We start from the raw sequence: 24,041 nt of genomic DNA on the forward strand, positions 1-24,041 counted from the left end.
GTCAAGCGTAATGGCCGCGGGTCCGTCCCCGGTCGGCCCGGTGTCGCAAGGGCGTCACAGACGCCACCTGGAGCCGGGTGCCGTCGCGTGTGTCGAGGAACCTGCCGAGCGGGTCCTCGGACACCGAGGACCACGGGAACGAGGCGGCGTGGGGTCCGATCTGCCGGAACTGTTCCAGCGCCTCGTCCCAGCGGCCCCGTGCGACCAGCACGTACGCGAGCAGATTGCGGACCTCGGCCGGCCACGGGTCACCCGGCTCGAAGGAGACGGAGAGGGAGATCGCCAGATCCGCCGCCCGGTCGATCCGTTCCACCTGCACCGAGGTGGTCCGGGTGTCCGGCCCCTCGGCCAGCACGGCGAAGGCCGCCCGCAGCGGCAGCGCCTGCACCAGGGAACTGGGCAGCGAGTCCTCCGCGGCCCGCTCGGCGAAGTCGAAGCACTCGCGGTGCGAGCCGTACCAGGCGGCGGAGAGGTACTGGAGGGCGGCGACATGGCAGCCGTAGTGGTGCGTGGAGCGCTGTATGGCCTGCTCCCACAGCGTCTCGAACGTGGTGTGCGTCGCATGGGTGCCGCGGGCGTGGTCGAGCGCGAGGCGCCAGGGCACCGGATCGCGCGGATCGCACTCCGCCGCGGCCGTGATCATCGGCCCCACGTCGCGCAGCTGCTCCGCGCGGGCGGGCGACTCCCAGGCGCGCAACACGGCGAGCTGGGCCTTGACGAGCAGCGCGTCGGGGTCGTGCGGGGCGGCGGCCAGCCAGTCGCCCAGCCAGCCGTCCCGGCTGCGGGCGAAGGCCACGATCCGCTTCAGATAGCGGTCCCGGCTCTCCCACTCGGCCGCGTCCCTGGTGGTGGCCAGCAGCTTCGCGGCCGGCTCGTACTCCCCGAGCGCGGCGGCGACCAGCGCGGGCGACAGTCTCTCGTCGGGGGCGTCGAGCATCACCGCATGGTCCGCGGGCAACCCGGTCGACAGCTCCGGGGTGTGCCGGATCATGCGCGCGGTACGGAGCAGAGCGCGGAGGAAAGGCATGGTGCAGACCATTGAAAAGCGCTGGTCGGGGCGGCGCCAGAGGGGCGCTGTGAAACTTTGGTGCCGAGTGAATGGGTTGCCCTCGGTGTGGTCAAGAAAAAGTAAAGGAAAGTGCGGAATCTGGCCTGTTCCTGTCGTTCCAGGGGTAGCGGTCGAGTGGTGTGCCCGAAGCGGCGGGTGGGCGTTCGGTGACCGCTCCACCCGTTCGTGGAGCGGGTGGAGGTCTCTTGGTCCGCCGCTTCCGGGCCGCTCCGCGGTCAGCTGCGGCGCAGCAGCCGTGAGGCGCCGGCCGCGACGGTGGTGGCCAGTATCCAACCCAGCAGGATCAGGGCGGCCGCCACCCACTGCCAGCCGCCCTCCATGAGCCAGTAGCCGTCCTGGCCGAGGTTGATCACCGGCACCAGCAGATCCAGCGCGTACAGCGAGGGATTCCACTCCGGATGCTCGCTCCCCTTGATCGCCGCCGGGTGGTAACGGGAGAAGGCCACCGCGCCCGCCGCCCACAGCACCGCCATCCACACCGCGGCCCGCCCCGGCCGGTAGCCGTACGCCACCGTCCAGTCCTGGAGGTAGCCCCAGAGCTTCGCGGCGGGCGGCAGGGTCTCGCGGCGCCGCCGCTGCTTGGCGAGCAGCACCTCGCGGGCGTCCGCGTCCTCGCCGCTGCTGCGGAGCACGGCGGCGAGCCGTTCGTACGGCTCCGGCACGTACTCGGGGGTCGCCGCGGCCACCCACTCCAGGCGCCGGGAGAGCGGGAAGTGCCCGTACGGGACGAGGTTCTCGTACACGAACCCGCCCATCGCCAGACCGCCGGGACCCGGCCAGCTGGTCGACACGTCGATCAGCGTGCCGATCTTCGCCCCGTTCAGCACCACCCGGCCCTGCGCCGGGCGCTCCGGGTTGAACCTCAGCTCGGGAGCCACTATCCGGCGCAGCGACAGCTCCTCGTGGCCGACGAGGACGAAGACGGCCTTGTGCAGGTCGACCGCGTCACCGAACCGCCCGTCGTCCAGCCGCACCCCGCCCCGGCACCGGAAGACCTGCGCGCGGGTGCCGTGCGCAGGCGTCGGGGACGTGACGATGCCGTACGGGGGTGTGTTGCCCTGGTTGCCGGTGTCCACGCTGACCCACGCCTCGCTCATGTACAGCGTCCGCTCCACGCTCAGCTGCGGGGCGTTCAGCGCGCGGAGCCCCTGCGTGGCCCGGAGCCTGCTGCCGCGCAGGCTCAGCGAACCGCCGACCTTCGCGCCGCGCAGGCTCAGCTCGCCGAGCAGCTCGATCATCTCGGCCTGGAGGTCCTGGGCGACCGTGAGCCCGTCGCCGATGAACGCCCGGCCCTGCCGGTCGGGGCCGATGTCGATCTGGTTGAGCAGCAGATCCGTGCCGATCTGCGCGTCCGTGAGGCGGATGCCCCGCTCGACCCGGCAGCGCGGCAGGTGCAGATCGCCCTCGGTGCGCAGCCGGGCCGCCTCCAGCCGCGGGATCGCGCACCCGACCATCCGCAGGGTCGTGAAGTGGCACTCGGGCAGCACCACCTCCTCCTCGAAGCGGCAGCCGGTCAGCTCCACGTACGGATCCACCCGCCCGCCCGCGAGATCCAGCTTCCCCGTGACGCGTAAGCCCCGGAGCTTCAGCGCGGCCACCCGGCCGGGCCTGGCCTTCGGGCCGCTCAGCAGCAGCCGGGCGACCACCCGGGCGTCCACACTGCGCTCCAGGCCCCAGGCGAGCGGGGCGAACGGATCGTTGAGTGCTGCGTCACGGGAGCGCAGATCGTAGGTGGACCCGTTCCTGAAGGACTGCCACATGCCCAGCTCGGCCGCGCTGAGGCCGTCCGGGAAATCGCCGTCGTGCGGTTCGGTCACCGATGCCCCTTTCACTCGGAGCCCTGGACCGACCGGCACAAGTGGGGTCGGTCGGTATTCCCGTTATTCCCTCTGAGTGACCGAATGAACGCTAATAGTCAGCCGTGACAGCGAGGGCATGTATCAGCCAGTGATACGGGCGTCCGGGCGCCTGTGGCGGTCTGAGAGAATTGCGGTGTGATCTCTCGAATCGATCTGCGCGGCGGTGCCCTCCCCGAGGGCGGCGACCTGCGCGACCTGCTGCCCCGTGCCGAGTTCGACGTGGAAGCCGCCCTGGAGACGGTGCGGCCCATCTGCGAGGACGTACGCCATCGTGGCTCGGCGGCAGTGATCGACTGGGGGGAGAAATTCGACGGTGTGCGGATCGACTCGATCCGGGTACCGGCCGGCGCGGTCACCGAGGCGCTGGAGCGGCTTGATCCCGCCGTGCGCGCAGCCCTGGAGGAGTCGATCCGCCGTGCCCGGCTCGTCCACCGCGAGCAGCGCCGCACCACGCACACCACCCAGGTCGTGCCCGGCGGCACCGTCACCGAGAAGTGGGTGCCGGTCGAGCGCGTCGGGCTGTACGTGCCGGGCGGGCGCTCGGTGTACCCGTCGTCCGTCGTGATGAACGTCGTCCCGGCCCAGGAGGCGGGCGTCGAGGGCATCGCCGTCTCCTCCCCGCCGCAGAAGGAGTTCGGCGGACTGCCGCACCCGACGATCCTGGCGGCCTGCGCCCTGCTGGGCGTCGACGAGGTGTACGCGGCCGGCGGCGCCCAGGCCGTCGCGATGTTCGCGTACGGCACCGAGGACTGCCTGCCGGTGAACCTCGTCACCGGCCCCGGCAACATCTACGTCGCCGCCGCCAAGCGCCTCCTCAAGGGCCGCATCGGCATCGACGCCGAGGCCGGGCCCACCGAGATCGCGATCCTCGCCGACTCCACCGCCGACCCGGTGCACGTCGCCGCCGACCTGATCAGCCAGGCCGAGCACGACCCGATGGCCGCCGCGGTGCTGGTGACCGACTCCGAGGAGCTCGCCGCCGCCACCGAGGCCGAGCTGACGCCGCAGGTCGCCGCGACCAAGCACGTCACCGACCGGATCGAGCCCGCGCTGGCCGGCCGCCAGTCCGCGATCGTCCTGGTCAACGACCTGGAGGACGGCCTGAAGGTCGTCGACGCGTACGCCGCGGAGCACCTGGAGATCCAGACCGCGGACGCCGCCGCCGTCGCGGACCGGGTCCGTAACGCCGGGGCGGTCTTCGTCGGCCCCTGGTCCCCGGTCTCGCTCGGTGACTACTGCGCCGGCTCCAACCACGTGCTGCCCACCGGCGGCTGCGCCTGCCACTCCTCGGGCCTGTCCGTGCAGTCCTTCCTGCGCGGCATCCACATCGTCGACTACACCCGCGACGCGCTCGCCGAGGTCACCCACCACGTCGTGACCCTCGCCGAGGCGGAGGACCTCCCCGCCCACGGCGCCGCACTGAAGGCCAGGTTCGGCTGGAAGGTTCCGCAGCAGTGACGAACGACAGCCCCACGCCGGCCCGTATCCCCGAGCCGACCCGCATCGACGACCTCCCCATCCGGGACGAACTGCGCGGCCAGTCCCCGTACGGCGCGCCCCAGCTCGACGTACCGGTCCGGCTGAACACCAACGAGAACCCCTACCCGCTCCCCGAGGCCCTGGTCGACCGGATCGCCGAACGGGTCCGCGAGGCCGCCCGCGACCTCAACCGCTACCCCGACCGCGACGCCGTCGAGCTCCGCACCGAGCTGGCCCGCTACCTCAGCCGCACCGCCGGGCACCAGGTGGGCCACGCCAACGTCTGGGCGGCCAACGGCTCCAACGAGGTGCTCCAGCAACTGCTGCAGACCTTCGGCGGCCCCGGCCGCACCGCGATCGGCTTCGAGCCCTCGTACTCGATGCACGCCCTCATCGCCCGCGGCACCGGAACGGGCTGGATCTCCGGCCCGCGCAACGACGACTTCACCGTCGACGTCGACGCCGCCCGCGCCGTCATCGCCCGGGAGCGCCCCGACGTCGTCTTCATCACCTCGCCCAACAACCCCACCGGCACCGCCGTCGACGCGGACACCGTCCTCGCGCTGTACGACGCCGCGCAGGCGGCCAAGCCGTCGATGGTCGTCGTCGACGAGGCGTACGGCGAGTTCAGCCACCACGCCTCGCTGCTCCCGCTGATCGAGGGCCGCCCCCACCTGGTGCTCTCGCGCACCATGTCGAAGGCGTTCGGCGCCGCCGGACTGCGGCTCGGCTACCTCGCCGCGGACCCCGCCGTCGTGGACGCGGTCCAGCTGGTGCGGCTCCCGTACCACCTGTCCTCCGTCACCCAGGCCACCGCGCTCGCCGCCCTGGAGCACACCGATACGCTCCTCGGATACGTCGCCCAGCTCAAGAGCGAACGCGACCGTATCGTCACCGAGCTGCGCGCCCTCGGCTTCGACGTCACCGACTCGGACGCCAACTTCGTCCAGTTCGGCCGCTTCGCCGACAGCCACACGGCCTGGCGGCACATCCTCGACCGGGGCGTCCTGGTCCGGGACAACGGCGTACCGGGATGGCTGCGGGTCTCCGCAGGGACCCCGGCAGAGAACGACGCGTTCCTCGATGCGGTACGCGAACTGAAGAAGGAGCACGACGCATGACTCGCGAGGCCCGCGTAGGAAGAGTGGAGCGGACCACCAAGGAAACCTCCGTGCTCGTCGAGATCAACCTCGACGGCACCGGCAAGGTCGATGTCGCGACCGGGGTCGGCTTCTACGACCACATGCTCGACCAGCTCGGCCGCCACGGACTCTTCGACCTCACGGTCAAGACCGACGGCGACCTGCACATCGACTCGCACCACACCATCGAGGACACCGCCCTCGCCCTCGGCACCGCCTTCAGGCAGGCCCTCGGCGACAAGGTCGGCATCTACCGCTTCGGCAACTGCACCGTCCCGCTCGACGAGTCGCTCGCCCAGGTCACCGTGGACCTCTCCGGCCGCCCGTACCTGGTGCACACCGAGCCCGAGAACATGGCGCCGATGATCGGCGAGTACGACACGACGATGACCCGGCACATCCTGGAGTCGTTCGTCGCCCAGGCGCAGATCGCCCTGCACGTCCACGTCCCGTACGGGCGCAACGCCCACCACATCGTGGAGTGCCAGTTCAAGGCGCTCGCACGCGCCCTGCGCTACGCCAGCGAGCACGACGGGCGCGCGGCCGGCATCCTCCCCTCCACGAAGGGCGCGCTGTGACCGGCCTCAACACCATCCTGATCCTGGTCGGCCTCTTCCTGGCCGGCGGGGTCTACTCCTTCTCGAAGCAGGGCATGCCCAAGGGCGTCATCGTGCTGCTCGGCATCGGCTCCGTGATGTGCCTGGTCGCAGGCGTCATGCGGATCCAGGGACTCTGGGACTAGGGGCGGGCGTGGACAGCAAGAAGAAGGTCGTCGTCTTCGACTACGGCTTCGGCAACATCCGCTCCGCCGAGCGCGCCCTCGCCCGGGTCGGCGCAGATGTCGAGATCACCCGCGACTTCGACACGGCGATGAACGCCGACGGGCTGCTGGTCCCCGGCGTCGGCGCGTTCTCCGCCTGCATGGAGGGCCTGAAGAAGGCCCGCGGGGAATGGATCATCGGCCGCAGGCTCTCCGGCGGTCGCCCCGTCATGGGCATCTGCGTCGGTATGCAGATCCTCTTCGAGCGCGGCATCGAGCACGGCGTGGAGACCGAGGGGCTCGACGAGTGGCCGGGCACCGTCGGCCCGCTCAAGGCCGACGTCGTCCCCCACATGGGGTGGAACACCGTCGAGGCCCCCGAGGACTCCCGGCTGTTCGCCGGACTCGACCCCGAGGCCCGGTACTACTTCGTGCACTCGTACGCGGCGCACGACTGGTCCCTCGAAGTCACCAACGCGAAGATCCGTGCCCCCGGGGTCACCTGGGCCACGCACGGCGAGCGGTTCGTGGCGGCCGTGGAGAACGGCGCGCTGTGGGCCACCCAGTTCCACCCCGAGAAGTCCGGCGACGCCGGCGCCCAGCTGCTGACCAACTGGATCGAGACGCTGTAATGCCGAAGCTTGAACTGCTCCCCGCCGTAGACGTCCGCGACGGCCAGGCGGTCCGCCTGGTGCACGGCGAGTCCGGCTCCGAGACCTCCTACGGCTCCCCGCTGGAGGCCGCACTCGCCTGGCAGCGCTCCGGCGCCGAGTGGCTGCACCTCGTCGACCTGGACGCAGCCTTCGGCACCGGCGACAACCGCGCGCTCATCGCCGAGGTGGCCGGCGCCATGGACATCAAGGTCGAGCTCTCCGGCGGCATCCGCGACGACGCCTCGCTCGCCGCCGCCCTCGCCACCGGCTGCCGCCGGGTCAACCTCGGCACCGCCGCCCTGGAGACCCCCGAGTGGGTCGCCAAGGTCATCGCCGAGCACGGCGACCAGATCGCGGTCGGCCTCGACGTACGCGGCACCACGCTGCGCGGCCGCGGCTGGACCCGCGACGGCGGCGACCTCTACGAGACGCTCGCCCGCCTCGACTCCGAGGGCTGCGCCCGCTACGTCGTCACCGACATCGCCAAGGACGGCACGCTGCAGGGCCCCAACCTGGGCCTGCTGAGGGACGTCTGCGCGGCCACCGACCGTCCCGTCGTCGCCTCGGGCGGAGTCTCCTCCCTCGACGATCTGCGGGCGATCTCCCTGCTCGTCCCCGAAGGCGTCGAGGGTGCGATCGTCGGAAAGGCGCTGTACGCGGAGGCGTTCATGCTGGAAGAGGCCCTGAAGGCGGTCGCCGCATGACCGACTCCGTCAGCCGGATCTCCTCCGGCGCCCCCTGGGAGGAGAAGTTCGGCTACTCCCGCGCGGTCGAGCTGCCCAACGGCCTGGTGCTGGTGGCCGGGTGCACCTCGGTGGCGGGCGGGGAGATCTCCGCCGGAGGCCCTTACGAGCAGGCCATCACCTCCTTCGAGGTCGCCTTCGCGGCGCTCGGGCAGGTGGGCCTGGGCCGCGAGGACGTCGTCCGTACCCGGATGTACCTCACGCACGCCCGGGACGTCGACGACGTCGGCCGTGCCCACAAGGAGCTGTTCGACGACGTGCGCCCCGCCGCCTCCATGGTCATCGTGTCCGGCCTCGTCGACCCGAGCCTGGTCGTCGAGGTCGAGGTCGAGGCCTTCCGGGCAGGTGCCCGGTGACGCTCGCCGTACGTGTCATCCCCTGCCTCGACGTGGACAACGGCCGTGTCGTCAAGGGCGTCAACTTCCAGAACCTGCGCGACGCCGGTGACCCCGTGGAGATGGCGAAGCTGTACGACGCCGAGGGCGCCGACGAGCTGACCTTCCTCGACATCACCGCGTCCAGCGGCGACCGCGAGACGACCTACGACGTGGTGCGCCGCACCGCCGAGCAGGTCTTCATCCCGCTCACCGTCGGCGGCGGCGTCCGCACCACCGACGACGTCGACAAGCTGCTGCGGGCCGGCGCGGACAAGGTCGGCGTCAACACCGCGGCCATCGCCCGCCCGGAGCTGATCCGGGAGATCGCCGAACGCTTCGGTCGCCAGGTCCTGGTGCTCTCCGTGGACGCCCGGCGCACTCCCGCAGGCACCTTCGAGGTCACCACGCACGGCGGCCGCAAGGGCACCGGCATCGACGCCGTCGAATGGGCACACCGGGCCGCCGCCCTCGGCGCGGGCGAGATCCTGCTCAACTCGATGGACGCCGACGGCACGAAGGACGGCTACGACACCGAGATGATCGAGGCCGTCCGCAAGCACGTGACCGTCCCCGTCATCGCCTCCGGCGGCGCGGGGCGGCTCGCGGACTTCGCACCGGCTGTCGGCGCGGGAGCCGACGCGGTCCTCGCCGCGTCCGTCTTCCACTTCGGCGACCTGCGGATCTCCGAGGTCAAGGGCGCTCTCCGGGAGGCCGGCCACCCGGTCCGCTGAGCGCGGGCAGGCACCACCGGCCGCGAAGACCGGTGAAGTTGCCGATGTGTGCGACCGGGGTGCACCGCGAAAGTGGAGACCGCCAGAGAAACACGGCGGTCTCCACGCGGTGCACCCCGAAGGCCCCAGGTGACGACGGGCCCTCGGACGCTGCCCGGCGTGGCTCCCGCCACGACCGAGAGGACCCCCCTCGTGCAGCAGCACCTCCCCTCCGGCGACATCGCCCCGCGCCACCGGATCTCCAGGAGCCGCTCCCGCCTCGTCAAGGGCCTGCTGGCCGCCGCCGTCGCCACCGCGGGTCTGTGCACCGCGCTGGTGCCGGGCGCCCAGGCCGCCGACAACCCCTACGAGCGCGGCCCGGCGCCGAGCGATTCGAGTATCGAGGCGAGCCGCGGTTCGTACGCGGTCTCGCAGACCAGCGTCTCCTCGCTGAGCGTCAGCGGCTTCGGCGGCGGCACGGTCTACTACCCGACGTCGACCGCGGACGGCACCTTCGGCGCGGTCGCCATCGCGCCCGGCTACACCGCCTACCAGTCCAGCATCGCCTGGCTCGGACCGCGGCTCGCCTCACAGGGCTTCGTCGTCTTCACCATCGACACCAACACCACACTGGACCAGCCCGACAGCCGGGGACGCCAGCTCCTGGCCGCACTCGACTACCTGACGAAGACCAGCTCGGTGCGCAGCCGGATCGACATCACCCGGCTCGGCGTGATGGGCCACTCCATGGGCGGCGGCGGCACCCTGGAGGCCGCGAAGAGCCGCACCTCACTCAAGGCGGCGATCCCGCTGACCGGCTGGAACCTCGACACCACCTGGCCCGAGGTCCGCACCCCCACCCTGATCTTCGGCGCCGACGGCGACACGATCGCCCCCGTCGCCACCCACTCCGAGCCGTTCTACCAGTCGCTGCCGAGCAACCTGGACAAGGCGTACGTGGAGCTGCGCGGGGCCACGCACTTCACCCCGAACTCCTCCAACACCACGATCGCGAAGTACAGCATCTCGTGGCTGAAGCGCTTCATCGACAATGACACCCGGTACGAGCAGTTCCTGTGCCCGCTGCCGGCGGTGAGCCTGACGGTCGCCGAGTCCCGGGGCAACTGCCCGCACACCTCCTGAACCTGACGGTGTGTGAGGGGCCGGACCGCGAACCGCGGTCCGGCCCCTTCCCGCGCCCCGGCTGTGTGCGCGCACAGCCGATCGCGGTCCGCCTTGGGACGGTGCCCCGCAACCGGCCGGGGGCGGACGCACACCTTCCGGGCTTGTTTACGCGGAAGTAACGTGCCGGTGGTGACCCCCATGACGACCGTGCACAGTCCCCTCCGGCTGTACGGCCGCAGCGGTGAACTCGCCCTCCTGGAAACGCTGTCGGCCCGGCTGCGCGACGGCGACGGCGGTGCGCTGGTGCTGACCGCACTGCCCGGCATCGGCCGCACCGCCCTCCTGGACAGCGCCGTCGCCGCGCACCGCGAGCGCCATACCGGCCCCGTCCTGACCGCCACCGCGGCCCCCGCCGAACAGCGGCTGCCCCACAGCGGGCTGCACGCCCTGCTCTGCTCCGCGCCCGGCCCGCTCCCGCCCGACCAGGTGCTGCGCGACGGCATCGGGCCGGCGGCCCTGCTCGCCCTGCTGCGGCAACTCGGCCAGGAACGGCCGGTGCTGGTGTGCGTGGACGACGCGCACCTCTGGGACGCCGACTCACGCGCCGCCCTCGGCTTCGCGGCCCGCAGGCTCGGCGCGGGCAGCCGGGCCGCGGTGCTGCTCGGCGCCGGGGACGGCGCGGGATTCGCGGGGCTGCCCGCGCTCCGGCTCGGCCCGCTCGACGACGACGCGTCGGCCGCGCTCCTGGACCGGCTCACCGACGCCACGGGCGCCGCCGACCGGGTCGACCCGGTGGTCCGCGGCGAACTGCTGCGGGAAGCGGCCGGCAACCCGCGACTGCTCACCGGACTCGCCGGCCGGCTCACCCCCGACCAGCTCGCCGGACGGACCGCACTGCCCTCCCCGCTGCCCGGCGGCGAGGACGTCCTGGACGCCCACGCCGCACGCCTCGACGGGCTTCCCCCTGACACCCGCACCCTCCTGCTGCTCGCGGCCGCCGCGGAGGAGCACGAGCCGGAGGGCGCGGGCGCCGACGCCGCCCTGCTGCTGCGCGCCGCCGCCTCGGCCGGTCTCGGCCCCGCCGCGCTCGACCTCGCGCTGCATACCCCCGCCGGGACCGCGGGCGCGCTCCAACGGGCGGGAAACCGGGTCCACTTCAGCCACCCGCTGCTGCGCCGTGCGGTCCTGCACCGCGCCACCCCGCACCGCCGCCGCGCGGTGCACGGACTGCTCGCCACCCTCCTGACGACGGGCACCACCGGTCCGCGCGGCCGGGTCCGGTCCGGCGGAGCCCCCACGGCGCCCGGACCGCCCGCGCTCGCGGCGCTCGTCCAGCGGGCCGGTGCGGCCGACGGTCCCGATGCCGCGCTCGCCGACGCGCTGGAGGCCGCGGCCGTGCCACCGCGACCGCACGCCGAGCGGGCCGCCGCCCTCGCCCGCGCCGCGATGCTCTCCACCGACGAGGCGGCGCGGGCCGACCGGTTCGCCGCGGCCGCCGAGCACACCCGGCTCGCGGGCGACGCCGGGCGGGCCCGCGCACTGCTGGCCAGGGTCGGCGGACGGCCCCCGCACGGCCCCGCGCACCGCGTGCGCGGGCTGCTCGCCCTGCGGGACGGGCCGGCCGCCGACGCCCGCGAGGAACTGCTCACCGCCGCGTCGCTGCTCGCCCCGCACGCTCCGCGCCGCGCCCTCGACGCGCTCCTCGGCGCCGCGGAGGCCGCCTGGGCGACGGGCGACGCCCTCGGCTACCTCGACGCGATGACCCGGATCGCCGTCCCCGTGCCCGACCGGGCCCTCGCGCAGTACCGCGACGGCATGTGCGCGATGCTGAGCGGCCGGACCACCGAGGGCCACGCCCTGCTGCGCCACTGCGTCGACTCCGCAGGCCGGGCCCGGGACCCCGCCGGGATGCTGCGCGGCGCAGTGGCGGCGCTGGTGCTCGGCGACATCGACGCCGCGTGCCGGTCCGGGGCCAGGGCGCTGGCCGCCGTACGCGCGACCGGTCCGGAGTCCCTGCTGCCCCAGGCCCTGGAGCACCTGGCGTACGCCGAACTCCGCGCCGGGCGCCATGCGCGGGCCCGCGCCCACGCCCTGGACGGCCTGCACGCCGCCCGCCGTACCGGACAGCCCAACACCGCCGCCCATCTGCACGCCGTGCTCGCGCTTACCGCCTCCGTGGAAGGCGGTACGCGGTCCTGCGCCGCGCACGCGGACGCCGCCCTGGCGGGTGCCGGACCGCACGGCCTCGTTCAGGCCGCGACCCTCGCCACCTGGGCGCTCGCCCGTGCGGACCTGGCCGCCGGACGCTCCGGCGAGGCGGCGGCGCGGCTGGGCCCCCTGGTCGGGCCCGGTCCGCGGCACGGGCACTTCGCGGCCCGGATGCTCGCCGTGCCGTGCTTCGTCGAGGCGTCGGTCCTGGCCGGTCGGGCGGACCGGGGAGAGCGCGGACCGGCCGGGCGCGCGGTTCACCGTGCCGGCGGGGGAGCGGACCCGGTCGCGGACGCCGTCGAGGAGTTCGCCGTCTGGGTCACGTACACCACCGACCCCGCCGCCCCCGCCCAACTGGCCCGCTGCCGGGCCCTGCTGGCGCCGCCCGCGGAGGCGGCGGGACGGTACGAGGAAGCGCTCGTCCACCACGACCGCACGGGCGGCGACTTCGAACGCGCCCGCACCCAGCTGCTGTACGGGGCGTGGCTGCGCCGGCGCCGCCGTACCCGGGAGGCCAGGGGCCCGCTGCGGGACGCCCTGGTCGGCTTCGAACGGTGCGGCGCGCGGGTCTGGGCGGACCGGGCGGGCGGCGAACTGCGGGCCGCGGGCGAGGCGGTGGAGTGCTCCGCCGCCGGGGGAGCCGACCCGCTCTCCGCGCTGACCCCGCAGCAGCAGCGGATCGCCCGCTGCGTCGCCGAGGGCGCCACCAACCGCGAGGTGGCGCTGCGGCTCTCGGTGAGCACGCGGACCGTCGACCACCATCTGCGCAATGTGTTCGCCGCGCTGGGCGTGCGCTCCAGGACCGAGCTGGCCGGGATGCTCGGCCGCCGGAGGGGGTGACGGGGAGGGCCGGGCCGGGGGCCCCGGAGCCGGGAGGTTGCAGGACCGTGATGAGAAGTACGGCGCAGACCCCTAGGTACCGACTGGGCGGTATGCCATTCTGCGGGCGTCAGGATCATTCGGTGTGCTCATGCCCAACGCCGGGCTGGGCGACCCGAGCCGGCCGAATCCCGGAGCCGGCCGAATCCCGGTGGAGGCCGCCATGCCGCAGGTCGTACGTTCACGGGTCAGGGCGCTGCACGGGCCGCCACCCGTCGCGCCGGTACCGCGCCGCTTCCGGTCGCTGGCCGACCGCGAAGCCGTCGCCGTACTGCACCGGGCCGCCCGGGTGCTGATCGAGGCGCTGCCGGAGCTGACGGACCGGCTCGTCGAGGCGCTGCGGGAGCAGGAACCCGCCTACCGCTCGGCGATCGAGGCGGACGCGGCGGAGATCTGGCAGGAGGTGCACCACTCGCTGCGGCACAACGTCGGATCGCTCATCCAGCCGCGGGAGTTCCGGGACGCCGCCCACCGCACCTCCCGGCGGATCGGGGAGATCCGGGCCGAACAGGCCCTGCCGCTCGACGCGGTCCTGCACGCCTTCCGGATGGGCGGCGCGATGGTCTGGCAGGGCCTCGTGGACGAGACCGCGCGCCGGCACCCCGACGACGTCCGGCTGCTGGTCCATGTCGCGGCGGACGTCTGGAACTTTGTGGACGAGCACTGCGGCGTCGTCGCCGACGCCTACCGGCAGACGGAACGCCGGCTGGCATGGCGCAGGGAGAACCGCCAGCGCCTGATGACGGCGGCCCTGCTGGACGGCACCGCCCGGATCGCCGAACTGCCGGACGCCGCGGCGATGCTGGGGCTGCCGGAGCACGGCAGGTACGCGGTGCTCGCGGTCGCCACCGCCCGCCGCGCTCCGCACGGCGCCGCGCACCCGCCGATGGCGCTGCCCACGGGCACGGAGGCGCTCTGGCACCCGGGCCCGGACGCGGAGTTCGCGATCCTGCCGCTGAACCCGGGCGCGGCCGGTCCGGAGCCCCGCGCACCGCTCACCGACGCCTCCGGACCGGCCGAGGCCGCAACGCAGCCCGGCGCACCGGCCGGCCCGGTCGACGGCGACGCCGAACTCGCCGCCCTGGCAGCCGGGTTGTCCGTCCCGCCCGGTGCCCGGGTCGGTATCAGTTCTGTCGTCGGCGGGCTGGCGGCCGTCGGGGACGCCCGGCGGCTCGCCGAGACCGCCCTGCGGGCGTGCCCGGCCGGCGGCGGGGTCGTCCTGCTCGACGAACAGCTGCCCGCCGCCCTGGTCGTCTCGTCCCCCGGGCTCGGCGCGGCGCTCGCCGCCCGGGTGCTGGGACCGCTGGACCGGCTGGACCCCGCCGACCGCGACGTACTCATCGAGACCCTCACCGCATGGCTCGACTCCGACGGCTCCGCCCAGCGCGCGGGGGCCCGGCTCTACTGCCACCGCAACACCGTCCTGAACCGGCTGCGCCGCTTCGAGCAGCTGACCGGCCGCTGCCTGACCCGCCCGTCCGACGCGGTCGAGGTCTCGCTCGCCCTCGCCGCGCGCCGCCTGCTGGCAGGCTGACGGGAGCGCCCCTGGCTGTGCCCGCGCACAGTTCCGCGCGGCGCGGCCTGTACCCGCACACCGCACCCGCCCCACCCGGTGTACGCGGGCCCGGCCGGCTGATGCCGTGTCTGACATGCCTCCAGTGCCCCTGAGAACCCGTGCCCGCGCGCGTGCCCGCACGGCCGCCGCGACCTGTCTCCCGGCCGCCGGACCGCGCCGGTGAGCGGCGCCTTCGACGCCCGGTCGCTCGCCGTGGTCGTCTTCCTCGGATTCGTCGCCGTGTCCCTGCTGCTGTGCGGGCTGGCCGCGGCGGACCAGGACGACCCGGAACACTTCTACGCGGGCGGCAGCTCGGCCCTCGGCCCGGCCGGCGCCGGTCTGGCCATCGCGGGCGACTACATCTCGGCGGCCACCCTCCTCTCCACCACCGGTGCCGTCGCGCTCGCCGGTCTCGATGGGGTCCTGTTCGCCGCCGCCACCGTCGCCTCACTGGTGCTGGTCATGCGCGTCCTGGCCGAACCACTGCGCGGAAAGGGCGTGTTCACCCTCGGGGACTTCCTCGCGGACCGGCTGGGCGACCCGTCCGTACGCCGTGCCCTGGGCATCACCACCCTGGTCGTCCTGGCCCCGCTGCTGCTGGTGCAACTCGCCACCGCGGGACGGGTCATGGCCTCCGTGTTCGGCCTCCCGGACGGCGCGCTGACCGGCTGCACCGTCGCCAGCGGCGCGCTGATGGTCTGCTACTCCGCGGTCGGCGGGATGCGCGGCACGGGCTACATCCAGATCCTGAAGGTCGCGGTGGTGCTGGCCGCCGTGACCCTGCTCGCCGGACTGGTGCTCGCCCGCTACGGCTGGAACCCGTTCGCCCTGTTCGACGCGGCCCGGCACGGCAGCGGGGCGGGCGGCGCCTACGCGCGCCCCGGCTTGCAGTTCGGCCACTCCGTCGTCGGCACCCTGGATCTGCTCGGCTTCCAGCTCACCCTGGTGCTCGGGGCCGCCTGCATGCCGCACATCATGATGCGGCTGCACCCGATGCGGGACAGCTGGACCGTGCGCCGCGCCACCCTCTGGGCGTCGGCCCCGGTGGCCGTCCTGTGCCTCGGGGTCGTCGTGGTCGGACTCGGCGCGTCCGCCCTGCTGGGCCGCAAGGTCCTCCAGGCCGCGGACCCGGCGGGCGGTACGGCGCTGCTGCTGGTGACGGGCGCCCTGGACCCGGGCGCCGACGGGCCGCGCGAGAGCCTGCTGTTCGCGTTCGTGGCCTGCGCGGTGTTCGCCACGACGCTGGCCGCGGTGGCCGGCATCACCCTGGCCGCCGCCTCCTCGCTCGCCCGCGACTTCGCGGCGAGGGCCCGCCCGCGTACGGCCGCCCGGTCCGCCGGGCGCGAGATCCTCCGCGCCCGGCTGGCCGTCGTCCTGACCGGCGCGCTCGCCGCCTGGGTGACGGCCTTCACCCACGACCGCAATCCGCAGGTGCTCCTCTCGCTCTCGTTCGCGGCCTCCGCCTCCGTGCTGCCGCCGGTCCTGCTGTACGCGTTGTTCAGGCCGGGCTTCAACGCGCGGGGCGTGCGCTGGACGGTGTACGGCACGCTGCCGCTGATCGCCGCCCTGATGGTGTGCTCGCCCGCGGTCTCCGGCACGCCGGTCGCGCTCTTCCCGGACCGCGACTTCCACTGCTTCCCGCTCCAGACCCCGGGGCTCATCACGGTCCCGGCCGGATTCCTCCTGGGGTACCTGGGTTCCCGTACCGGCCGGGTGCGGCGGGCGCGGGAACCCGGTCGCGAGAACCGCGCAGCTTTTATTGCGCAATAGATATTGCGCAAGTTTCCTTTCCTATCTACCGTGGGGGCATGGCAAGCAACGACTCACGCCGGGTGTCCGACCTCGACACGCTCAAGGCGTTCGGGCACCCCCTGCGGATGAGGCTCTACCGGGCGCTCTACATCGCCCGGCGGGCCACCGCCTCCCAGCTCGCGGAGCAGGTGGACGAGCAGGTCTCACTGGTCAGCTACCACCTGCGCAAGCTCGCCGACCACGGCCTGATCGAGGCGGCCGAGGGGCAGGGCACGGACGGCCGCGAGCGCTGGTGGCAGCCCGCCTCGAAGGGGCTGAACTTCCACGACGAGGACTTCAGCGACGCCCCCGAGAAGGTCGCCACCCACGCCGCCGTCGGCCGGCTCTCGTTCGACCAGCACATCGAGCTGTACCGGCGCTTCCTCGACGCGCACCAGGCATGGCAGCCCGAGTGGCGCAGCGCCTCCTTCGCCTCCGAGTACCTGGCCCGGCTCACCGCGGAGGAACTCGCCGGGCTCGGCCGCGAGATGCACGAGCTGATCGACCGTTACGAGGCCGCGGGGCGCGCCCGCGAGGAGGCGGGCGACACGGAAGGCCGGGAGAACGTCGCGCTGCACCTGTACGGATTCCCGTTCCGTACCTGACCCGGCCACCCGAGAGGACACGCGCCGTGACCGTCACCCTCACCACCGAACAGGCTCCCGAACGCCCCGCCCACCGCGACGGCAACGTCCTGCGCTGGCTCAGCGCCTACACCGCGTCGACGATCGGCGACAGCGTCTACTACATGGCCCTCGCCTGGGCCGCCGCCCGCACCGGAAGCGCCTCCCAGACCGGCCTCGTGCTCGCGGCCGGCTCCATACCCAGGGCCCTGCTGCTGCTCGGCGGGGGAGTGCTCGCCGACCGGTTCGGGCCGCGCCGCGTCGTGGTCGTGAGCGACACCGTCCGCTGCCTCGTCATCCTGGGCCTGGCCGGGGCGCTGCTCATCACCTCGCCCACGGTGTGGATGCTGATCGCCGTCGCCCTGGTCTTCGGCGCGGCCGACGCCCTCTTCCTGCCCGCCGTCGGCGCGCTGCCGCCCCGGATCACCGCGGCCGGACAGCTCGCCCGGGTCCAGGGCCTGCGCGGCCTCGCCACCCGCACCGCCAACGTCGTCGGCGCCCCGCTCGGCGGCGTCGCCGTCGCCCTCGGCGGCCCGGTCCTCGCCTTCGCCGCGGCCGGTGTGCTCTTCGCCGTCTCGCTGCCGCTCCTGCTGGCCGTACGGATGAGCCCGCTGCCGGCACCGGAGCAGTCGGCCGGACCCACCGGCACGGCCTGGCGCGAACTCGTCGACGGGCTGCGCCACATCCGCCGCCACCCGCTGCTGGGCCCGCTGATGCTCGTCGTCGCCGTCAGCGAACTGGGCTTCGTGGGACCGCTCAACCTCGGCCTGATCCTGCTCAGCGGGGAACGCGGCTGGGGCGCCTCCGGAATGGGCTGGATCATCGCCGCCTTCGGCACCGGCGCGGGCGGCTCCGCCCTGCTGCTCGCGGTCCGGGGACGGCTGCCCAGGGCCGGGCTCGTCATGTGCGTCACCGTACTGACCGGAGCGTTCGCCGTCGCCGCCCTCGCGTACACGCCCTCCGTGCCGCTCGCCGCCGGTGTCGCGGCCCTCATCGGGCTCTTCGCCGGACTCGGCGGCGCCCTGTGCGGCGCGCTCGTCCAGACCGCCGCCGACCCGGTCTACCTGGGCCGGGTCACCTCGGTCTCGACGCTCTTCACCCACGCGCTCGCGCCGCTCAGCTACCCGGTCACCGGCGCGGCCGTCGCCCTCTGGGGCACCGGCCCGGTCTTCGTCGCCAGCGCCTCGCTGTGCGCGTCGGGGGCGGTGGCGGGCCTGCTGGTCTCCCCGCTGCGCCGCGCGGAACTCCCGCGCTGAGCACCGGTGCGGCGGCCCGCCACCGCCCCCGGACCTACATACCGAGCTTCGCCGTCGTCACCCGGGAGATCGCCTCCTGGTCGCCCTCCAGCTCCACCCGCGCCGCGTCCTGCCGCCCGAACGCGAACAGCAGCAGCTCGCCCGGCTCACCGGTCACCGTCACCACCGGGGTGCCCTTGTGCGCGACGGCGGTCTGCCCGTCGGGGCGGCGCAGCACCAGCCCCACCGGGGCCTTCCGCCCCAGCATCCGGGCCGCCTTCTCCGTACGCGACCACAGGACATCGGCGAAGACCGGGTCCAGCTCCCGCGCCGACCAGTCGGGCTGGGCCCGGCGCACGTCCTCCGCGTGGACGTAGAACTCGACGGTGTTGGCGGCCTCGTCCAGCTGCTTCACCCCGAACGGGGACATCCTCGGCGGCCCCGTACGGATGAGCTGGACCAGTTCCTCGTAAGGCTTCGAGGTGAATTCGTTCGTGATCCGTTCGCTCCGGTTCTTCAGCGGGCCGATCAGCAGTCCGGCAGCCGCGTCGGGCCTGCGCTCCCGCACCACCACATGGGCCGCCAGGTCCCGGGCCGTCCAGCCGTGGCAGAGGGTCGGGGCCTCCGGGCCCGCCGCCTCCAACAGATCGGCGAGCAGAAGTCGTTCGCGCTTCGCATGGGTCGACATGTGCGCCAGCGTACGACCGCTGTCCAGCGTCCGCCCAGTGGACGCACGCCCGGACGGCCCTCTCCGCCACGGCACAATGGGCACATGACCAGCACGCCCACGCCCGGCACCCCACCGCCCGCCAGCGGCCTCGACCCCGCCATCGCCGCCCGCCTCAAGCGCGGCGCCGACGGACTGGTCCCGGCCATCGCCCAGCAGTACGACACCGGCGAGGTGCTGATGCTCGGCTGGATGGACGACGAGGCCCTGCACCGCACCCTGACCACCGGCCGCTGCACCTACTGGTCGCGCAGCCGCCAGGAGTACTGGGTCAAGGGCGACACCTCCGGCCACGTCCAGCAGGTCAAGTCCGTCGCGCTGGACTGCGACGCCGACACCGTCCTCGTCCGGGTCGACCAGACGGGTGCCGCCTGCCACACCGGCGACCGCACCTGTTTCGACGCCGACGTCCTTCCTGCGGGGGGTGTCTCGCCGACCAGGGCCGGGTCCGCGGAGTCTGGCACGGCACCTCGCGGCGTTGCCGAAACGCCCAAATCGCTCCGCGATGAGGACGCCCCGGCGCCTTGCGATGCACCGCACCAGACTCCGCGGCCTGATCCGGCCCTGGTCGACGAGACACCCCCTCGGACAGTAGGGGCTGCCGCCATGGATCTCGACACCTTCCGCAAGCTGGCCGTCGACCGGCGCGTCATCCCCGTCACCCGCCGGCTCCTCGCGGACGGCGACACCCCGGTCGGGCTCTACCGCAAGCTCGCGGGCGAACGCAGCGGCACCTTCCTCCTCGAATCCGCGGAGAACGGCCGCACCTGGGCGCGCTACTCCTTCATCGGGGTACGCAGCGCCGCCACGCTCACCTCGAAGGACGGCCAGGCCCACTGGACCGGCACCCCGCCGGTCGGCGTCCCCGTCGACGGCGACCCGCTCCAGGCCCTGCGCGCCACCATCGAGACCCTGCACACCCCGCACGAACCGGACTCCGGACTGCCGCCCTTCACCGGCGGCATGGTCGGCTACCTCGGCTACGACATCGTGCGGCGGCTGGAGCGGATCGGCGAGAGCGGCGGCGACGACCTGAAGCTCCCCGAGCTGACCATGCTGCTCACCTCCGACCTCGCCGTCCTCGACCACTGGGCCGGCAGCGTCCTGCTCATCGCCAACGCGATCAACCACAACGACCTGTCCACCGGCGTCGACGAGGCGTACGCCGACGCCGTGGCCCGCCTCGACGCCATGGAGCAGGACCTGCGCCGCCCCGTCGAGAACACCCCCGCCGTCCTGCCGCCCTCCGAACTCCCGCCGTACACCGCGCTGTGGGGCGGCAAGGCCTACCAGGACGCCGTCGAGGACGTGAAGGAGCGCATCAGGGCCGGCGAGGCCTTCCAGGTCGTCCCCTCCCAGCGCTTCGAGACCCCGTGCACCGCGAGCGCGCTGGACGTCTACCGGGTGCTGCGCGCCACCAACCCCTCGCCGTACATGTACCTCTTCCGGTTCGACGGCTTCGACGTCGCCGGCTCCAGCCCCGAGGCACTCGTCAAGGTCGAGGACGGCCGCGCGATGGTCCACCCGATCGCCGGGACCCGGCACCGCGGCGCCACCCCGCAGGAGGACCAGGCCCTCGCCGAGGAACTCCTCGCCGACCCGAAGGAACGCGCCGAGCACCTGATGCTCGTCGACCTCGGCCGCAACGACCTGGGGCGGGTCTGCGAACCCGGCAGCGTCGAGGTCGTCGACTTCATGTCGGTCGAGCGGTACTCCCACGTGATGCACATCGTGTCCACCGTCACCGGCCGCGTCGCCGAGGGCCGCACCGCCTTCGACGTCCTCACCGCCTGCTTCCCGGCGGGCACCCTCTCCGGCGCGCCGAAGCCCCGCGCCATGCAGATCATCGAGGAACTCGAACCCACCCGCCGCGGCCTGTACGGCGGCTGCGTCGGCTACCTCGACTTCGCCGGGGACTCCGACACCGCCATCGCCATCCGCACCGCCCTGCTGCGCGACGGAACGGCATACGTCCAGGCCGGGGCGGGCGTCGTCGCCGACTCCGACCCGGTCGCCGAGGACACCGAGTGCCGCAACAAGGCCGCGGCGGTGCTGCGCGCCGTGCACACGGCCAACCGCCTCGGCGGCGCCTGAGCGCCCGCCGGTCGACCGGGGGTGCGACCGGGGCTCCAATCTCACACCCCCCGTGTGCCGGTCACCCCGGGGCGGTAGGGGATAGTGGGACACGTGAGCGCTGTCCCCGTACCCCAGCCCCGTGCCGAAGCCGTCCCCGCGCCCGACAGCGCGGGAAGCCGCCGAAGCCTGGCCGCCGGCCTGCTCCTCGGGGCGGCCGGTGCCACCGTCGTTCTGCTCGCCTCCGGGCAGACGTGGGCCGAGGGCCGGGCCGCCGTCGGCGGCGGCACCCTGCCGCTGAGCGCCGACGGACAGGACGTCACCGGTCTTCCGGCCGCCCTCGCCATCGTCGGCCTTGCCGCCCTCGTCGCTGTCTTCGCCGTCCGCAGCAGCGGCCGGCTGCTCGTCGCGGGACTGCTGGCCCTCAGCGGCCTCGGCGCCGCGCTGAGTGCCTTCCTCGGCGCCTCCGACAGCTCCGCCCTCGACGAGCAGGCCGCCCGGACCACCGGCGACAGCTCCGCCACCATCGGCGCCCTCAGCCACACCGCCTGGCCCTACGTGACCGCGGCCGGCGGCCTGCTCATCCTGCTCGCCGGGCTGCTCGCCCTGCGCTACGGCAAGTGCTGGCCCACGATGTCCGGCCGGTACGAGCGCGACGGCACCCCGCGCCCCCGCAAGGCCCCTCGCAAGGCCATGGATCCCGACCGGCCGGAGGACCTGTGGAAGGCTCTGGACCGCGGCGAGGACCCGACGCGCGAGGCATGACCCCCCAGCTCATGTCCTGTCCGCACGTACGGGACAATGGCTCGGAGCTCACAGCACAGCGGCACCCACAGCGGCACCGGCTCTGCGCACAGTGACACCGAGCAACACCAACAGCGCAACACCAACGAGGAGCAAACTCATGGCGGGCAGCAGCCACGGACACACCCCGGCCGCCTGGACCGGTGTCATCATCTCCTTCATCGGCTTCTGCATCGCAGGCGTCTTCATGGTCGCGGCCAACCCGCTCGGCTTCTGGGCCGGTATCGCCGTCACCCTCATCGGCGGGATCGTCGGCCTCGCGATGAAGGCCGCCGGTCTCGGAATGCCCAAGGAGTCCGCGGAGCTGGCCCAGGCCAGGGCCCGCGCCGGGCAGGCGCAGACCTCCTGACCCCGTCCGCGGGACGTACGCACGCGAGGCGCAGCCCGGACCGGGCTGCGCCTTTCCGCGTCAGAGGCGACAATCACCGGGTGGACGCTTCGCCCTCACCCTCCGCCGCCCCGCCGACACCGGGCCGTCCGGCCGCGCCCGGCGCCTCCGCGGCCCCCGGCCCGCAGCCCGCCCCCGACGGCCACCCGCCCGCGCCGGGCCCGCCCGCCGGGCACCCGGGGCCGTTCCCGCCGGTCTTCCCCCCGGCCCCCGTCCCCGCCTCACGGCTGCGGCGGATCGCCGTCCCGGCCGGTGTCATGGCCGCCGTCATCGGGGCCTTCGCCTTCGTCGGCTCCGTCGACCCCAACGAGCCGGGCCACTACCCGGCCTGCCCGCTCCTCCGCTTCACCGGCATCTACTGCCCCGGCTGCGGCGGGCTGCGCAGCGCCCACGCCGTCGCCCACGGCGACCTCGCGGTGGCCCTCGGCTCCAACGCCCTGGCCGTCGCCGGCTACGGGATCTTCGCCGTCCTCTGGGTCCTGTGGATGCTCCGCGCCGCCGCCGGGAAACCGGTACGGATCGCGCTGAGGCCCGTCCACTGGTGGGGCGTCGGAGCCGTTCTCATGCTCTTCACCCTCGTCCGGAATCTGCCGTTCGGATCGGCGCTGGTGCCGTGAATGCCCAGGTAGTGGGACATCTGTCGGCCGGATGCGGGCCCATCGGCCTCCTGCGGATACCATCGGTATGGCTGATCCTGTTCCCTTGTCACCGTCCCGGAAGGGGGCCGCTCGCGTGAGTGTGCTCGACGAGATCATCAACGGCGTACGCGCCGACCTCGCAGAGCGGCAGGCGCGCGTCAGCCTCGATGAGCTGAAGGAACGCGCGGCGCGCGCTCCCCAGGCGAAGGACGGAGTCGCCGCCCTGCGCGGCGAGGGCGTCACCGTCATCTGCGAGGTAAAGCGCTCCAGCCCCTCCAAGGGGGCCCTTGCCGCCATCGCCGACCCCGCCGCACTCGCCGCGGACTACGAGGCCGGCGGCGCGTCCGTCATCTCGGTCCTCACCGAGGAGCGCCGCTTCGGCGGTTCGCTGGCCGACCTGGAGGCCGTCCGCGCCAAGGTCGACATCCCGGTCCTGCGCAAGGACTTCATCGTCACCTCGTACCAGCTGTGGGAGGCACGGGCGTACGGCGCCGACCTCGCGCTGCTGATCGTCGCCGCCCTCGACCAGGAGGCCCTCGTCTCCCTGATCGAGCGCGCCGAGTCCATCGGCCTGACGCCGCTGGTCGAGGCGCACGACGAGGAGGAGGCGGAGCGGGCGGTGGACGCCGGCGCGCGGATCATCGGCGTCAACGCCCGCAACCTGAAGGACCTCAAGGTCGACCGCTCCACCTTCGAGCGCGTCGCCCCCGAGATCCCCGACCACATCGTCAAGGTCGCCGAGTCCGGCGTCCGCGGCCCGCACGACCTCATCGCCTACGCCAACGCCGGCGCGGACGCCGTGCTGGTCGGCGAGTCCCTGGTCACCGGCCGCGACCCGCGCGGCGCCGTCGCCGACCTGGTCGCCGCGGGCGCCCACCCGGCGCTCCGGCACGGACGGAGCTGACCGCACCCGTGTCCGCCGACCGTCCCGCTTCCCGTGTCCGGCCGGGCCTGCGCCCCGCCGCGGCCACCGGCCGGGACCCGCACGCGCCGCTGGCGCGCGGCTGCCGCCCCCGCGGCTGCCGCGCCCCCGCGCGCCGCGTGCACGGCCGGCGGGTGCGGTACGTGATCGGTGACGAGCCCGGCCAGGTCAACGGCATGCGATGGCGCACGGGGTCCGCGCAGTAAGCGAGCCCCGGCCGTCGCACCCACCGCCGCACCCGGCGCAACCGCACGACCGCACCGCCCGGCCACGGCCGCGGC

General features: G+C 73.8%; 23 protein-coding genes and 1 pseudogene. 21 read left to right on the plus strand and 3 right to left on the minus strand.

Annotated elements, in window-relative coordinates:
* Window position 1: 1 nt before the first annotated feature.
* Both ACIQM0_RS07840 and ACIQM0_RS07845 read right to left on the minus strand, forming a co-directional pair.
* The gene (locus ACIQM0_RS07840) at window positions 2-1,039 is read right to left on the minus strand and encodes a hypothetical protein (RefSeq protein WP_401284454.1); all 1,038 of its coding nucleotides are present in this window, start codon (window positions 1,037-1,039) and stop codon (window positions 2-4) included.
* 245 nt (window positions 1,040-1,284) lie between these two features.
* The gene (locus tag ACIQM0_RS07845; RefSeq protein WP_401284456.1) at window positions 1,285-2,886 is read right to left on the minus strand and encodes an oxidoreductase; all 1,602 of its coding nucleotides are present in this window, start codon (window positions 2,884-2,886) and stop codon (window positions 1,285-1,287) included.
* Window positions 2,887-3,063: 177 nt separating this feature from the next.
* Between ACIQM0_RS07845 and hisD the strand changes: the two genes are divergently transcribed.
* The 14 genes from hisD to ACIQM0_RS07915 all read left to right on the plus strand — a co-directional run bounded on the left by hisD (window position 3,064) and on the right by ACIQM0_RS07915 (window position 18,229).
* Entirely contained in the window at window positions 3,064-4,386 is a 1,323-nt protein-coding gene (gene hisD, locus ACIQM0_RS07850; RefSeq protein ID WP_401284458.1) for a histidinol dehydrogenase, read from the plus strand.
* Complete coding sequence (locus tag ACIQM0_RS07855; RefSeq protein ID WP_401284460.1) at window positions 4,383-5,528, plus strand: histidinol-phosphate transaminase; 1,146 nt, start codon at window positions 4,383-4,385, stop codon at window positions 5,526-5,528. Before hisD ends, ACIQM0_RS07855 begins: the two co-directional genes overlap by 4 nt.
* Window positions 5,525-6,127 (plus strand): imidazoleglycerol-phosphate dehydratase HisB, encoded by a 603-nt coding sequence (hisB, locus tag ACIQM0_RS07860; protein ID WP_401284462.1) that lies wholly within the window; start codon window positions 5,525-5,527, stop codon window positions 6,125-6,127. Before ACIQM0_RS07855 ends, hisB begins: the two co-directional genes overlap by 4 nt.
* Window positions 6,124-6,291, plus strand: a complete 168-nt coding sequence (locus ACIQM0_RS07865) for a hypothetical protein (protein WP_164494307.1) — start codon at window positions 6,124-6,126, stop codon at window positions 6,289-6,291. The genes hisB and ACIQM0_RS07865 overlap by 4 nt, the downstream gene beginning before the upstream one ends.
* A gap of 8 nt (window positions 6,292-6,299) precedes the next feature.
* A complete protein-coding gene (gene hisH / locus ACIQM0_RS07870) occupies window positions 6,300-6,941 on the plus strand; it encodes an imidazole glycerol phosphate synthase subunit HisH (RefSeq protein ID WP_401284464.1) in 642 nt (213 codons plus the stop codon).
* Complete coding sequence (gene priA / locus ACIQM0_RS07875) at window positions 6,941-7,666, plus strand: bifunctional 1-(5-phosphoribosyl)-5-((5-phosphoribosylamino)methylideneamino)imidazole-4-carboxamide isomerase/phosphoribosylanthranilate isomerase PriA (RefSeq protein WP_401284466.1); 726 nt, start codon at window positions 6,941-6,943, stop codon at window positions 7,664-7,666. The genes hisH and priA overlap by 1 nt, the downstream gene beginning before the upstream one ends.
* Window positions 7,663-8,061 carry a RidA family protein gene (locus ACIQM0_RS07880; protein WP_401284468.1) on the plus strand — a complete coding sequence of 133 codons (399 nt, stop codon included), beginning with the start codon at window positions 7,663-7,665 and terminating at the stop codon, window positions 8,059-8,061. The genes priA and ACIQM0_RS07880 overlap by 4 nt, the downstream gene beginning before the upstream one ends.
* A complete protein-coding gene (hisF, locus tag ACIQM0_RS07885) occupies window positions 8,058-8,813 on the plus strand; it encodes an imidazole glycerol phosphate synthase subunit HisF (protein ID WP_401284470.1) in 756 nt (251 codons plus the stop codon). Before ACIQM0_RS07880 ends, hisF begins: the two co-directional genes overlap by 4 nt.
* A gap of 192 nt (window positions 8,814-9,005) precedes the next feature.
* Window positions 9,006-9,935: a dienelactone hydrolase family protein gene (locus ACIQM0_RS07890; RefSeq protein WP_401285083.1), complete on the plus strand. Its 930-nt coding sequence runs from the start codon at window positions 9,006-9,008 to the stop codon at window positions 9,933-9,935.
* 189 nt (window positions 9,936-10,124) lie between these two features.
* Window positions 10,125-12,965, plus strand: coding sequence for a LuxR C-terminal-related transcriptional regulator (locus ACIQM0_RS07895; RefSeq protein ID WP_401285086.1), 2,841 nt, complete (start codon window positions 10,125-10,127; stop codon window positions 12,963-12,965).
* Window positions 12,966-13,167: 202 nt separating this feature from the next.
* A complete protein-coding gene (locus ACIQM0_RS07900; protein WP_401284472.1) occupies window positions 13,168-14,538 on the plus strand; it encodes a PucR family transcriptional regulator in 1,371 nt (456 codons plus the stop codon).
* Window positions 14,539-14,739: 201 nt separating this feature from the next.
* Window positions 14,740-16,329 (plus strand): cation acetate symporter, encoded by a 1,590-nt coding sequence (locus ACIQM0_RS07905; protein WP_401284474.1) that lies wholly within the window; start codon window positions 14,740-14,742, stop codon window positions 16,327-16,329.
* 38 nt (window positions 16,330-16,367) lie between these two features.
* Entirely contained in the window at window positions 16,368-16,955 is a 588-nt protein-coding gene (locus tag ACIQM0_RS07910) for a helix-turn-helix domain-containing protein (protein ID WP_401284476.1), read from the plus strand.
* A gap of 26 nt (window positions 16,956-16,981) precedes the next feature.
* Window positions 16,982-18,229, plus strand: a complete 1,248-nt coding sequence (locus ACIQM0_RS07915) for an MFS transporter (protein WP_401284478.1) — start codon at window positions 16,982-16,984, stop codon at window positions 18,227-18,229.
* Window positions 18,230-18,263: 34 nt separating this feature from the next.
* Here ACIQM0_RS07915 and ACIQM0_RS07920 read toward each other — a convergent pair whose 3' ends face one another.
* Window positions 18,264-18,896, minus strand: coding sequence for a TIGR03085 family metal-binding protein (locus tag ACIQM0_RS07920; RefSeq protein WP_401284480.1), 633 nt, complete (start codon window positions 18,894-18,896; stop codon window positions 18,264-18,266).
* A gap of 84 nt (window positions 18,897-18,980) precedes the next feature.
* Between ACIQM0_RS07920 and hisI the strand changes: the two are divergent.
* The 7 genes and pseudogenes from hisI to trpM form a co-directional block, all read left to right on the plus strand.
* Window positions 18,981-19,331, plus strand: a pseudogene (gene hisI, locus ACIQM0_RS07925) (phosphoribosyl-AMP cyclohydrolase); the annotation flags it as partial.
* Between the two features lie 210 nt (window positions 19,332-19,541).
* Entirely contained in the window at window positions 19,542-21,029 is a 1,488-nt protein-coding gene (locus ACIQM0_RS07930; protein WP_401285089.1) for an anthranilate synthase component I, read from the plus strand.
* 84 nt (window positions 21,030-21,113) lie between these two features.
* Window positions 21,114-21,773: a TIGR02234 family membrane protein gene (locus tag ACIQM0_RS07935; protein WP_401284482.1), complete on the plus strand. Its 660-nt coding sequence runs from the start codon at window positions 21,114-21,116 to the stop codon at window positions 21,771-21,773.
* 139 nt (window positions 21,774-21,912) lie between these two features.
* The gene (locus tag ACIQM0_RS07940) at window positions 21,913-22,161 is read left to right on the plus strand and encodes an HGxxPAAW family protein (protein ID WP_401284484.1); all 249 of its coding nucleotides are present in this window, start codon (window positions 21,913-21,915) and stop codon (window positions 22,159-22,161) included.
* A gap of 80 nt (window positions 22,162-22,241) precedes the next feature.
* On the plus strand, window positions 22,242-22,817 hold the full coding sequence (locus tag ACIQM0_RS07945; protein WP_401284486.1) for a DUF2752 domain-containing protein: 576 nt from the start codon (window positions 22,242-22,244) through the stop codon (window positions 22,815-22,817).
* A gap of 115 nt (window positions 22,818-22,932) precedes the next feature.
* Window positions 22,933-23,742: an indole-3-glycerol phosphate synthase TrpC gene (gene trpC / locus ACIQM0_RS07950; RefSeq protein ID WP_363021419.1), complete on the plus strand. Its 810-nt coding sequence runs from the start codon at window positions 22,933-22,935 to the stop codon at window positions 23,740-23,742.
* A gap of 8 nt (window positions 23,743-23,750) precedes the next feature.
* Entirely contained in the window at window positions 23,751-23,966 is a 216-nt protein-coding gene (gene trpM / locus ACIQM0_RS07955) for a tryptophan biosynthesis modulator TrpM (RefSeq protein WP_385353210.1), read from the plus strand.
* Window positions 23,967-24,041: the final 75 nt, after the last annotated feature.

The sequence above is a fragment of the Streptomyces sp. NPDC091387 genome (genome assembly GCF_044756945.1).
Lineage (GTDB): Bacteria > Actinomycetota > Actinomycetes > Streptomycetales > Streptomycetaceae > Streptomyces.